This is a genomic window from Microbacterium sp. che218, assembly GCF_040436305.1.
In the GTDB taxonomy this organism is placed as follows: Bacteria; Actinomycetota; Actinomycetes; order Actinomycetales; family Microbacteriaceae; genus Microbacterium; species Microbacterium algihabitans.
On sequence record NZ_AP031501.1, the window covers coordinates 202,801 to 215,155 of the forward strand.

At 71.0% G+C, this 12,355-nt stretch carries 11 protein-coding genes; 6 read left to right on the forward strand and 5 right to left on the reverse strand.

Annotated elements, in window-relative coordinates:
* Nucleotides 1-108: 108 nt before the first annotated feature.
* The 4 genes from ABXS86_RS00880 to ABXS86_RS00895 all read right to left on the reverse strand — a co-directional run bounded on the left by ABXS86_RS00880 (nucleotide 109) and on the right by ABXS86_RS00895 (nucleotide 4,328).
* Nucleotides 109-1,449 carry a maltokinase N-terminal cap-like domain-containing protein gene (locus ABXS86_RS00880; protein ID WP_353665329.1) on the reverse strand — a complete coding sequence of 447 codons (1,341 nt, stop codon included), beginning with the start codon at nucleotides 1,447-1,449 and terminating at the stop codon, nucleotides 109-111.
* 510 nt (nucleotides 1,450-1,959) lie between these two features.
* A complete protein-coding gene (locus tag ABXS86_RS00885) occupies nucleotides 1,960-2,880 on the reverse strand; it encodes a hypothetical protein (RefSeq protein WP_353665330.1) in 921 nt (306 codons plus the stop codon).
* A gap of 85 nt (nucleotides 2,881-2,965) precedes the next feature.
* The gene (locus ABXS86_RS00890) at nucleotides 2,966-3,658 is read right to left on the reverse strand and encodes an NTP transferase domain-containing protein (RefSeq protein ID WP_353665331.1); all 693 of its coding nucleotides are present in this window, start codon (nucleotides 3,656-3,658) and stop codon (nucleotides 2,966-2,968) included.
* A gap of 220 nt (nucleotides 3,659-3,878) precedes the next feature.
* On the reverse strand, nucleotides 3,879-4,328 hold the full coding sequence (locus tag ABXS86_RS00895) for a hypothetical protein (protein ID WP_353665332.1): 450 nt from the start codon (nucleotides 4,326-4,328) through the stop codon (nucleotides 3,879-3,881).
* A 496-nt stretch (nucleotides 4,329-4,824) separates the two neighbouring features.
* Between ABXS86_RS00895 and ABXS86_RS00900 the strand changes: the two genes are divergently transcribed.
* Genes ABXS86_RS00900 through ABXS86_RS00910 form a run of 3 tightly spaced genes read left to right on the forward strand, consistent with a single transcriptional unit; the run spans nucleotide 4,825 to nucleotide 8,156 of the window.
* Nucleotides 4,825-6,300, forward strand: coding sequence for an ATP-binding cassette domain-containing protein (locus ABXS86_RS00900; RefSeq protein WP_353665333.1), 1,476 nt, complete (start codon nucleotides 4,825-4,827; stop codon nucleotides 6,298-6,300).
* Nucleotides 6,301-6,311: 11 nt separating this feature from the next.
* Nucleotides 6,312-7,838 carry a hypothetical protein gene (locus ABXS86_RS00905; protein WP_353665334.1) on the forward strand — a complete coding sequence of 509 codons (1,527 nt, stop codon included), beginning with the start codon at nucleotides 6,312-6,314 and terminating at the stop codon, nucleotides 7,836-7,838.
* Nucleotides 7,839-7,889: 51 nt separating this feature from the next.
* Nucleotides 7,890-8,156 (forward strand): DUF3039 domain-containing protein, encoded by a 267-nt coding sequence (locus tag ABXS86_RS00910; protein WP_144834742.1) that lies wholly within the window; start codon nucleotides 7,890-7,892, stop codon nucleotides 8,154-8,156.
* 442 nt (nucleotides 8,157-8,598) lie between these two features.
* On the opposite strand, the gene ABXS86_RS00915 is transcribed toward ABXS86_RS00910, so the two are convergent.
* Entirely contained in the window at nucleotides 8,599-9,924 is a 1,326-nt protein-coding gene (locus ABXS86_RS00915) for a nicotinate phosphoribosyltransferase (protein ID WP_353665335.1), read from the reverse strand.
* A 237-nt stretch (nucleotides 9,925-10,161) separates the two neighbouring features.
* Here ABXS86_RS00915 and murI point away from each other — a divergent pair, with 237 nt between their 5' ends.
* Genes murI through rdgB form a run of 3 tightly spaced genes read left to right on the forward strand, consistent with a single transcriptional unit; the run spans nucleotide 10,162 to nucleotide 12,342 of the window.
* Nucleotides 10,162-10,980 carry a glutamate racemase gene (gene murI, locus ABXS86_RS00920; protein ID WP_144834746.1) on the forward strand — a complete coding sequence of 273 codons (819 nt, stop codon included), beginning with the start codon at nucleotides 10,162-10,164 and terminating at the stop codon, nucleotides 10,978-10,980.
* A 38-nt stretch (nucleotides 10,981-11,018) separates the two neighbouring features.
* Complete coding sequence (gene rph / locus ABXS86_RS00925) at nucleotides 11,019-11,744, forward strand: ribonuclease PH (RefSeq protein WP_056230582.1); 726 nt, start codon at nucleotides 11,019-11,021, stop codon at nucleotides 11,742-11,744.
* A gap of 1 nt (nucleotide 11,745) precedes the next feature.
* Nucleotides 11,746-12,342 carry an RdgB/HAM1 family non-canonical purine NTP pyrophosphatase gene (gene rdgB, locus ABXS86_RS00930; RefSeq protein WP_353665336.1) on the forward strand — a complete coding sequence of 199 codons (597 nt, stop codon included), beginning with the start codon at nucleotides 11,746-11,748 and terminating at the stop codon, nucleotides 12,340-12,342.
* The last annotated feature ends 13 nt before the right edge of the window (nucleotides 12,343-12,355 follow it).

The following is a 12,355-nucleotide window of genomic DNA, read 5'->3' on the forward strand; positions in this document are numbered from 1 at the left end:
AGGCTCAGCCACCTCGCGTGACAGCCGGCCCCGGTGGCTTCGACAGGCTCAGCCACCTCGTGTGACAGCCGGCCCCGGTGGCTTCGACAGCCTCAGCCACCTCGCGACTCAGCCCAGCGGAGCCAAACGCCCGATCGCGGCGAGCGGGATCCCCACCCAATCCGGGCGATTCCGCGTCTCGTAGATCGCCTCGTACACGGCCTTGTCGAGTTCGAACGCGGCGAGCAGCGGGTCGTGGTCGTCGGGGGCGCGGCCCGCGGTCTCGGCGTATCCCTGCAAGAAGGCCTGCTGCGCGGCGATGACCCACGCGCGCACGGCGGCTCCGTCGTCGTCGGCCACGGCGCCCGAGACGTAGTCGAACGAGCGCAGCATGCCGGCGACGTCGCGCACGGCGACGTCGGGCTTGAGCCGCTCGTGGATCGGCCGCAGCGGCTCGCCCTCGAAGTCGAGCAGCACCCAGCCGTTGCGAGGAGTGTCGAGCACCTGCCCGAGGTGCAGGTCGCCGTGCACGCGCTGCAGCTTCGGCCACGCGGCCTCGGCGGCGACGGCGTACACCTCGCGAATGCGATCGGCGTACGGCTCCAGTTGCGGAACCTCGGCCAGCGCGATCGCGAGACGACGCTCCCACGCGCCCACCACCGCGGCGCGGTCGGCCACGTCGGGCTCGACGGTCGGGAACTGCTCGGCCAACGCGACGTGCATGCCCGCGACGCTCGCGCCGAGGGCATAGGCGCGCGCGGCGAAGTCATCTGCTGCGGCGGCGGCATCGAGGGCCACGCGCCACGCGTCTTCAACGCCTTCGAAGAACTCCTGCGCGAACGCGAGCGATCCGCTGACGGGCACGCCCTCGGGGGTGATCCACGATCCGCGCACCTCGCCGATCGCGGCCGGCACGAACGCCGCGCCTCCCGCCGCGAGAGCGGACTGCAGCTCGACGTCGGGGTTGATGCCCGGGTTCACCTGCCGGAACAGCTTGCAGATCACCGGAGCGCCCTCATCGCCCTCGTCGGGCCGGAAGATCAGCGACGTGTTCGACTGCTCCCCGCTCAGCACACGGGCGGTGACCTTCGTCGCGGGGCGCTGCTCGGGGGCGGCCAGCGCGATGCCGATGAAGCCGTTCTGCGCCTCACCCACCTCTCCGCCGACGGTGACCCACGAGTACAGCGCAGCGGTGAAGGCGTCGTCGGTCGTGGCATCCGCCCACACCTGACCCTCGGCGGCCGGGCCGATCAGACTGCCCGGGAGCACGGATCCTTCGTCGCGGACGGCGACCGGAACCTGGTACACGATCGCGGGCTGCACGGCGTCGTCGCGCACGAGCAGCAGCTGCGCGTCGGCGTCGTCGAGGGGCCAGTCGGCCACGAGCGTGAGCTGTGGATCGCGCCCCTTCGTCCCATACCAGCGTTGACGCGGCATCCAGACGGCGAGCAGGTCGAGGAGGTCACCCATGCCGCGAGGCTAACGCGCCCGACTCCATGCCGCGCGGGACTTGCGCGACCCGCCGTGTCGATGACATGGGTCCGGATGCCGTGTCCTTTGCGCCTCGCGCGCTTCGGTTGCCGCAGATGGTCGCTGGTGAGTCCCGCGTGCGGCAATGTGCGGCAAATGACGCGGCGCGGACCGCGCTGCCGCAGATGGTCGCTCGTACGTGGCCCCGGGTCCACGTACGACGCCCCGGGCCCACGTTTCACGCCCCGATCTTCGCCGTGCGCTGGGGTGACGTAGCCGCCGCGCCCCTGCGTGGCCCCGGGGCCACGCTTGACGCCCCGGGTCCACGTTTCACGCCCCGATCTTCGCCGTGCGCTGAGGCGGCGTAACCGCCGGGCGCCCACCCGTGGCCCCGGGTCCACGTACGACGCCCCGGGTCCACGTTTCACGCCCCGGTCTTCGCCGCGCGCTGATGCGACGCGACCGCCCGCCGCGCTCCGCGCGCCCCAACCCGCTGCTACTCGGCCGTACTCAGCCCTCCGACGCCCCGCCCGCGCCCAACTCACCGTCGCCGTCGCGCCGCCGCCGACCGGGCAGCATCCTGCGCGCGCCCGAGCCCACGGCATCCGCGATCGCATTCCCCGCGCGGCGCACGCCGCCCGCAGCCGAGCGCTCGAGTCGCTCGCTGCCGGGCCGCGGCTCGAGGTCGGCCGGAAGCTGCAGGGGAGGAGCCCCGAAGGCCCGCCGCGAGTTCACCAGTACGCGCCGGCCGAGGATGTTGTTGCCCGCTCCGCCGACCACCGCGCCCACGCCGAACGGCAGGGCCTTGCCGATGAACGACGCGCCGCCGCGCGTGGCGAACGTGCGCACGAACGACGTCTTAAGACGGTCGAGGAGCGGGCCGACCATGGCCCGCGGAAGCGTCTTCGTCACCATCTCGCCCCAGTAGCCCGAGCGCGAGACGCCGCGTCCCGATGCCTGCGCGGCGAGCTGCGACACGAGGTCGACGCCCTCTTTGCCGAGCATGAGGGCGAGCACGAGAGCGCGGCCGCGGTCAGGGTCCGTCACCGCGAGCCCGTGCACCTCCGCGACCGACTGGGCGAAAAGTGCTGTCGCCTCGAGGAAGCCGACGGTCTCGACTCCGCTCAGCGCGAGCGTGACCCCCGTGCCGATCCCGGGCACGACAGCGGTCGCTCCGACCGCCGCACCCCCGGTGGTGACGGCCGCGAGATAGCGGCGCTCGAGGATCTTCAGGATCTCGTCGACAGAGGCATCCGGATGCCGCAGGCGCACACTTCGCAGATGCGCGAGCACCACGGGCCGCTGCACGGTCATGACGCGGTCGAGCAGCCGGATCGCACGCGGGTGCTCCTCCGACCCGACCGGCGGGATGCCGCCCTTCCAGGGCGCGTCGTCGGACAGGGTGTGGATGCGGTGCACCTTCTCAGCCATGACGCCATCTTCTCGTCATCGCCCGAGAGTTCGGGGGGAGTTGACGGGCTCGGCGCATCCCTCGTCCGTTCGGACGAACCGCGCCTCAGACGAAGAGGTTCGCGCGCTCCAGGTCTTCGGCGAAGTCGACCTCGACCGCGTACAGGTCGCTGATGTCGAGCGGCTCGACGCGCACGCCGTCTTCGGCGATGGCGAGCTCGAGGCCGCGTTCGAAGTAGTCCTGGTCGTCGACGCGCTGCAGCTGACGCTGGAACGCCTTCTTGTCGCGCGACGAGATGTAGTTGATGCCCACGGCTTCGCCGACGCCGCCCACGACGACCTTCGACAGCTCGGCGATGAAGCCCTCGGCATCCACCGTGTACTTCACCTCTTCGTCGCTGACCTTGGCGGTGTCGACGGTGACGAACGAGCGGTCGTCGTCGATGAGGCTCGCGGCGCGCGTCAGCACGTGCGGGTCGAACACGACGTCGCCGTTCATCCACAGGACGCCGCCGCGCGGGCTCTTGGCGAGGGCGCGCAGCAGGCTCTTCGAGGTGTTGGTCTGGTCGTAGCGGTCGTTGTAGACGTAGTCGACCGCGGGGAACGCGTCGACGATCGCCTCGGCGCGGTAGCCGACGACGGTGGTGATGCGCGCGGATGAGCCGAAAGCGGCACGGATGTTGTCGTGCTGCTGCTGCATGATGCTGCGGCCGTCGGCCAGCGCGGTGAGGGGTTTCGGCAGGCTGCGGCCGAGGCGCGAGCCCATGCCCGCGGCGAGGATCACGATCTGAACAGTCAAGGCTGGCTCCTGGGGGGATGAGTCGTCATGTCCGGTTCACCGGAATGTCACGCCTTCGTGTTCGATTCACGCTAGCGAAAAACCCTGATCCGGTGGCATGATTCGCGCCGACTGTTGTGGTTTCGTGATCCCGACCGATCTCTGCGCCTCGCGACCAGGCGTCGGGCGATGTCGGAGGGGGTTGGTAGTTTGGTGCGATGACAGCGTCGCTGCCGGAGCCTTACGAAACGTCCCCGTCCGACTCGGAGGGTACTGCGGCGAGCGTCGAACCTTCGGGTCCCGTCTCGCCGCCGAAACCGCGCGCCCCGCGCAAGACGCCCGCGCGTCCCCGGGCCACGTCGCCTGCGGCTTCTGCGGGGTCGAATGAGGGTCCGGATGCCGCGTCCCCCAGCGACCCGTCGACCTCCGACTCGGCCGCGCCGGCAAAGCCCGCTGCGAAGCCTCGCGCTCCGCGTGCGCCTCGCACGACGGCCGCAGGAGCGACTCCGCGGACCACCGCTGCCCGCAAGCCGGCCGCTCCGCGTAAGCCGGCTGCTCGCACGGCGGCGTCGAACGCGACCACCGACAGCGACACGCCGCGCACGCCGGCTGCGAGCTCCGCCTCGACGGCGGCGAAGAAGCCCGCCGCGAAGCGTCCGACCGCCGCCAAGAAGCCCGCAACTCCCCGCACGACAGCTGCTGCCAAGGCTGCCGCCGCGAAGAAGCTGGCCGAGGCTGAGGCCGCTTCGTCGACCCCCGTTTCTCCCGGCCCGCCGCCGCCGTTGCCCGACGACCTCGTCGTGCCGCCGCGTCCGCCGCTGCCGGGTGCGGTGTCGGCGGGTGATGACGCGGAGAAGACGTCTGCGGTCGAGTCGACGCCCGCTGTTGCTGACGCGACGCCGGCCGATGTGGCCGTTGAAGAGCCCGCGGTTGCCGGAGAGACGACACCGGCTGAGGTCGCGGACGAGGATCCCGCAGTCGCAGCGGACGAGACTCCTGCTGACGTCGCGGTCGAAGAGCCCGCGGTCGCCGCAACCACGACTCCCGCTGATGTTGTGGTCGAAGATCCCGCGGTTGCCGCAGTCGAAATTCCCGCTGAAGTCGCCGCGGGAGAGCCCGCCGTCACCGCGGACACGACGCCCGCCGACGTCCCCGCGGGAGAGCCTGCTGTCGCCGCCCCGATTGCGGTGGACCCGACCTCTGCTGGTATCGCGGCGGACGAGCCCGCCGCTGAGGCCGTCGCAGACCCGACCCCCGCTGATGTCGCCGTCGAAGAGCCCATCGTCGACCCAAGCCAGGCGGACGCGTCCGATGCCGCGGCCGTCGACGAGACCCCTGCGCAGCCCGTCGCCGACACTCCCGTCGAAGACCCCGCGGCGCAGCCCGAGATCCTGGTCGCGACTCCGCTCGAGGATGAGACCGACTCCTCGGTGGCCGAGCTCGTCGACGTCGCGGAGTCCGAAGACCCGACGCCCGCCGACGTCCGCGTCGACGACGAGGCTCCGGCTTCTGCCGACGCCGAGTCGGTTTCGGCCGAGCACGCAACGGACGACGCCACCGACTCCGCAGTTACGACTGCGGTCCTCAAGCCCGCCGACGACACGCGCACCGCACTGCTCACACCTGCGTCCGTCGACGATTCCGCTGCAGACCACACCGACGACGACCAGCGCGACAGCGAGCGCGACGCAGACGACGCCCCCGTCGACCGCGACGACGCGACCGCCGTCCTCGCCGCCGCCACCGCGGAGTCCGCTAACGACGATTCCGCCGTCGCCGTGACCGACACCGACGAGTCTGAGGTCGCGGCATCCGCCACCGAAGACCCCGCCGTCGCGGTCATCGCCGCTGACGACACCGTCGTCACGGCATCCGCCACGGAGGGCGCCGATCCCGAGACCGCCGTCCCGGCGCTCTCCCTGCGGAACGTGTCGAAGTCGTTCGGCGAGCTCAAGGCCGTCGACGCGATCGACCTGACGGTTCCGGCCGGGTCGTTCTACGGCCTGGTCGGCCCCAACGGCGCTGGAAAGACCACGACGTTGTCGATCATTGCGGGCCTGCTGCGACCCGATGGGGGAGCGGTCAGCATCAACGGCGTCGACGCGACCAAGCGCTCGCGCGAGGCGAAGAAGCTCATCGGCGTGCTGCCCGACCGGCTTCGCACCTTCGACCGTCTCACCGGACGCCAGCTGCTGTCGTACTACGGCGCCCTGCGCGGCCTCCCGGCCCCGCTCGTCGAGAGCCGCACCGCCGATCTCGCGCGCGCGTTCGACCTGGTCGACGCCCTCGCCCGACCGGTGTCGGACTACTCAGCCGGTATGACCAAGAAGGTCATGCTGGCGGGCGCGATGATCCACTCGCCGCGCCTCCTCGTGCTCGACGAGCCGTTCGAGGCCGTCGACCCCGTCTCGAGCGGCGTGATCCTCGACATCCTCGGCGCCTACGTCGCGCACGGCGGAACCGTGATCCTCTCGAGCCACGGCATGGAACTCGTCGAGCGCGTCTGTTCGCGCGTCGCCGTGATCGTGTCGGGCCAGGTGCTCGCCGAGGGAACCGTCGACGAGGTCCGCGGCGAAGGCACCCTCGAACAGCGCTTCCGCGAGCTTTCCGGCGGACTCGGCGACGTGGAGGGCCTCGAGTGGTTGCACACGTTCTCAGCCTGAGACTGGCGATGATGCTGGGCGCCCTCCGGGGCGACCGGCGCGACGTCATCCGTCGCATCATCGGCGTCGTCGTCCTGATCGCCGCGACCGTCATCGCCGCGCGCAGCGCGTCGGGCATGGCGGATGCCGACACCCTCACCGTCGCCGTCGTCACGGTGCTGGCGGGTTCCGCGGTGACCCTCGGCTTCGCGGTCGGACCGCCCGTCACGGCATCCGTCGACCCTCTCGATCCGAGGCGCTTCGCCGTCGTCGGCCCCGAGCCGCGTCCTCTGGCCGGGGCCCTGCTGCTGGCCGGTTTCCTCAGCGTGCCCGTGCTCGTCGTGCTCGTGCTCGGCATCAGCCTCGCGATCTCGTGGGGCGCGCACGGCGCCAACGCCCTCGCGAGCATCGTCTCGGTCGTGCTGGGCCTTGCGACCTGTGTGCTGTTCGCGCGCGTCAGCATGGCCCTCGGTGCGCTCGTGCAGCGTCCGCGCCAGTCGCGCGAGCTGATGGGCGTGTACCTCGTCGCGATCCTCGTCGTCGTCGTGCCGGTCGGGGTGTTCCTCGGATCCCTCGAATGGCGCGGAGCCGTGCCGTCGCAGCTGGCCTCGGCGGCTGAGATCCTCGCCTGGACGCCCATCGGCGCGGCATGGGGGATCGCTCTCGCGCCCTCTGCCGGGGCCGCCGTCGGCAGCCTCGTCGTCGCCGTGCTCACCGTGGCGCTGCTCACGCTCGCCTGGTTCGCCCTCGTCGACGTCTTGCTCACCACCACGCGACGACCGGTCGCCGTGCGCGAGCGCGGAGGCCTCGGCTGGTTCGCCCTGCTCCCCGGAACCCCCGGAGGCGCCGTCGCCGCCCGCAGCCTGTCGTACTGGCTGCGCGACCGCCGCTACCTCGTCAACCTCGTGATCGTGCCCATCGCCGCCGTCGTGTCGATGGTGCCGCTGCTGGTCGCCGGCGTGCCGTTCGAGCTCGCCGTGCTGCTGCCCGTGCCGATCATGGCGCTGTTCTTCGGATGGCTCCCGCACAACGACCTCGCCTACGACTCCACCGCCCTGTGGATGCACATCGCCAGCGGCATGCGCGGAGCCCCCGACCGCATCGGGCGTCTCGTGCCGGTGCTGCTGATCAGCATCCCGGTGCTGGCCGTCACGCTGCCGCTCGCGATCGTCGCGCACGGCCGCTGGGCCGTGTTCCCGGCCATGGTCGGCGTGTGCGCAGCGCTCTTCCTCGCGGGCCTCGGCCTCTCGAGCATCTCGTCGGTGCTCGCGCCCTACGCGGTGTCGCGGCCGGGTGACAGCCCGTTCCAGCAGCCGCAGCGCACGGGTTCGGGCGGAGTCATGGCGCAGGGCCTCGTCATGGCCGGAGCGATCGTCACCGCGGCCCCTGCGGGGTGGCTCACCTGGCAGGCGATCGAGGGCAAAACCATCGACTCGATGTTCGCGCTGTGGATCGGCGTCGGGGCCGGCGCCTTCGTGCTGATCGTGGGCATCGCCATCGGAGCGCTGCTGTTCGAACGCCGCGGAACCCGGCTCATGGAGTTCGCCGAAGCCACCTGAGCGCGAAGCCGACAGAGCCGTCGGCGCTCTCCGCGGCTACACTGGCTGACCATGAGCACGCCTCTCGACAAGCCGGACAGCGGGGGTCTCGCTACCCTCGATCGTGAGCTCGAGGAGCTCATCCGTGAAGAAAACATCGAGCCCGGCGATCATGAGCGCTTCTCGCATTACGTGAAGAAGGACAAGATCCTCGAGTCGGCTCTGTCCGGCAAGCCGGTGCGCGCCCTCTGCGGCAAGAAGTGGACCCCGGGCCGCGACCCCGAGAAGTTCCCCGTCTGCCCCCAGTGCAAAGAGATCTACGAGTCCCTCATCAACTGAGGCTCGGTGGCTGAGCCCCGCGAGCGGTGGCTGAGCCTGTCGAAGCCCCCGCCCCAAACCCGCCTGCGGGGCCAGCCGCCGGTCACGGTCGCTTCGACAGGCTCAGCGACCTCTGTTGCGAGAGCGACACCCGCGTGCGGTGGCTGAGCCTGTCGAAGCCCCCGCCCCAAACCTCGCGTGCGGTGGCTGAGCCTGTCGAAGCCTTCGCCCCGACCCGCACGCACGGCGGGCGGCCGGTCACGGTCGCTTCGACAGGCTCAGCGACCTCTGTTACGAGAGCGACACCCGCGTGCGGTGGCTGAGCCTGTCGAAGCCTCCGCCCCGAACCCTGCGTGCGGTGGCTGAGCCTGTCGAAGCCTCCGCCCCGAACCGCACGCACGGCGGGCCGCCGGTTACGGTCGCTTCGACAGGCTCAGCGACCTCTCTTGCGCCGAAACGCGCGTCACTCCGCGTCGCGGTACTCCGTCGGCAGCGCCGGGTCGGCCTTGCTGAGCGCGAGCGCGCGGATCGGCAGCTCCTCGCGTACGCGGGAGTGATGGCCCCGCGCGGCCTGCACGCCCTCGCGGCCGACGAACGCGGCATCCGCCTCGCCGTCCTGCATGAGGGTCGTCTGCAGGGCGCGGGCGTCGGGGTGCTCCGACGCCGTTGACAGCTCTTCGAAGCCGTCGCTGACGATGATGAGCTCCGAGGTCGCGGTGCCGCCGTCGAGCGTGCGGAAGGCGGCCTTGCGTCCACCGTGCGAGGCCTTCTCGGCGGAGGCCTTGGCGACGCCGACCCACGAGCCGTCGGCTGCCTCGCGGGCGACGAGCTTGAAGACAAGGCCCGCGGTCGGCACACCGGATCCGGTGGCGACCGACGTTCCGACGCCGTAGGAGTCGACGGGGGATGCCGCCAGGGCGGCCAGCGCGTACTCGTCGAGGTCGCTGGTCACGGTGATGCGGGTCGAGGTGGCGCCGAGCTCGTCGAGCAGCGCCCGCACCTCGCCCGCGACGATCGGCAGGTCGCCGGAGTCGATGCGCACCGCCCCCAGCTCGGTCCCCGCAACGCGCACGGCCGTGCGCACGCCCTCGGCGATGTCGTACGTGTCGACCAGCAGGGTCGTTCCGGCGCCGAGCGCCTCGATCTGCGAGCGGAACGCGTCTTCTTCGGTGTCGTGCAGCAGCGTCCACGCGTGCGCCGCGGTGCCCATGGTCGGGACTCCCCAGCGGCGTCCGGCCTCGAGGTTGCTGGTGGCCGAGAACCCCGCGATGTAGGCCGCCCGTGCGGCGGCGACCGCGGCCTCTTCGCTCGCGCGACGCGAGCCCATCTCGGCGAGCGGACGATCGCCCGCGGCGACGCTCATGCGCGCGGCGGCGGTGGCGACGGCGGAGTCGTAATTCAGGATGCTGAGCGCCAGCGTCTCGAGCAGCACCGCCTCGGCGAAGGTGCCCTCGACCGTCAGCAAGGGAGACCCGGGGAAGTAGATCTCGCCCTCGCGGTATCCCGTGACCGACCCGGTGAAACGGTAATCGGCGAGGAAGTCGATTGTGGTGGCATCCACCACCCGCTCGTCACGGAGGAACCGCAGCTCATCGTCGCCGAACCGGAAGTCGCGGATCGCCTCGAGCAACCGCCCCGTGCCCGCGACGACGCCGAACCGGCGCCCACCCGACAGTCGGCGGCCGAACACCTCGAACACGCATCGGCGCGAGGCCGTGCCGTCGCGGAGCGCCGCGTCGAGCATGGTGAGTTCGTAGCGGTCGGTGTGCAGGGCGGTGCTGCGGCTCATTCGGTCAGCCTATTGCGGCCCGTCGTCGGGCGTCGGGTCACCCGTGGCCCCTTGACGGGCCGATGCCCGGCGACACAGCGCAGGAGATTCAGCGGGAGGATCCGGACGATCAGCGGTGGTGGGGTGGTGACATGCGGGACCTCCTGCGTTGTGTTTGCGACGGGGCTGCCGGGGCGCGTCGTTGCCCCACCCCGTACCCACCGCCCGCCCCACCCCCGCCCGATAGGCTGGGTCCCTATGAACGACGCGCCGATCGGGATCTTCGACTCAGGAGTCGGCGGCCTCACCGTCGCCCGCGCGGTCTCGCAGCAGCTGCCGCGCGAGTCGATCCTCTACATCGGCGACACCGCGCGTTCGCCCTACGGCCCGAAGCCCATCGCCGACGTACGCAAGTACTCGCTCGAGGTGCTCGACACCCTCGTCGAGCAGGGCGTGAAGATGCTCGTGATCGCCTGCAACACGGCATCCGCCGCCATGCTCCGCGACGCCCGTGAGCGGTACGACGTGCCCGTCGTCGAGGTGATCGGACCCGCCGTCCGCACCGCGATGTCGACCACCCGCAACGGCCGCATCGGCGTGATCGGCACGGTCGGCACCATCGGATCCCGCGCCTACCAAGACATGCTCGAGGTCAACGAGCGCCTCACGGTGTTCGCCGAGGCGTGCCCGCGTTTCGTCGAGTTCGTCGAGGCCGGAGTCACCGACTCGCCCGAGGTGCTCGCCACCGCCGAGCAGTACCTCGCCCCGCTCCGCCACGCCGGTGTGGACACGCTCGTGCTCGGGTGCACGCACTATCCGTTCCTCGAGGGTGCCATCAGCTACGTGATGGGCCCCGACGTGAGCCTCGTCTCGAGCGACAGTGAAACCGCGAAAGACGTGTTCCGCCAGCTCGTGTCGCGCGATCTTCTCGCGAGTCCGGATGCCGTGCCCACCGCCCGCTACGAAGCCACGGGCTCATCGGCCGACGACTTCGTGCGCCTGGCCCATCGCTTGATGGGGCGTGAGGTGCGCGAGGTGCAGCTCGTGCAGACCGGCGCCATCGACCTGCCGCGCTGAGCCGCGGCATCCGCTACCCGTTCCTTCAGGAGGACCCCATGACCCGCAAAGACGGCCGGACCAACGACCAGCTGCGCCCCGTGACCATCGAGCGGGGCTGGTCGGCGCACGCCGAGGGCTCGGCTCTCGTCACGTTCGGCGGCACCAAGGTGCTGTGCACCGCCTCGTTCACGAACGGCGTGCCGCGCTGGCTGACCGGCAAGGGCAAGGGCTGGGTCACCGCCGAGTACGCGATGCTGCCGCGCGCGACGAACAGCCGCAACGACCGCGAGTCGATCAAGGGCAAGGTCGGCGGTCGCACGCACGAGATCTCGCGTCTGATCGGCCGCGCGCTCCGCGCCGTCGTCGACACCAAGGCGCTGGGCGAGAACACGATCGTCATCGACTGCGACGTGCTGCAGGCCGACGGCGGCACGCGCACTGCGGCGATCACGGGTGCGTATGTGGCCTTGGCGGATGCCATCGCCTGGGGCCGCGAGAAGAAGTTCATCGGTCAGCGCGCCGAGGTGCTCCGTGACTCGGTCGCCGCGGTGTCGGTGGGCATCATCGACGGAGAGCCGATGCTCGACCTCGCTTACGTCGAAGACGTGCGGGCCGAGACCGACATGAACGTCGTCGTCACCGGTCGTGGCCTGTTCGTCGAGGTGCAGGGCACCGCCGAGGGCGCGCCGTTCGACAAGCGCGAGCTCGACCAGCTGCTCGAGCTGGGTGTGAACGGCTGCGCCGAGCTGCGCGGCATCCAGACTTCGGTGCTCGAGGGCTGACATGGCGCGCATCGTTCTGGCGACGCATAACCCGCACAAGGTCGAGGAGTTCCAGGCGATCGTCGCCGAGGTGCGCCCCGACCTCGAGGTGATCGCGTACGACGGTCCGGAGCCGGTCGAAGACGGCGTGACGTTCGCCGCGAACGCGTTGATCAAGGCCCGCGCGGCCGCGGCTCACACGGGTCTGCCGGCGCTGGCCGATGACTCCGGTGTGGCGGTCGACGTGCTCGGCGGCTCGCCCGGCGTCTTCTCGGCGTACTGGGCCGGACACAAGAAGGACGCCACCGCCAACCTCGAGTTGCTGCTCGATCAGTTGTCGGATGTCGCCGACCCTCACCGCACGGCGCAGTTCGTCTCGGTGATCGCGCTGGTGCGCCCGGACGGTAGCGAGCAGACGGTCGAGGGGCGTTGGCCCGGGCGTCTGGCGACGGAACCGGCCGGGCCGGGCGGCTTCGGTTACGACCCGATCTTCATCCCCGACGGCCAGGCCGCGGGGGAGGAGCGGACCGTGGGGGAGTGGTCGGCTGCGGAGAAGAATGCGGAGTCGCATCGCGCGCGGGCATTTCGAGAGCTGGCGCCGCTGCTCGAGGCTCTTTGAATAGCCCCCGTGG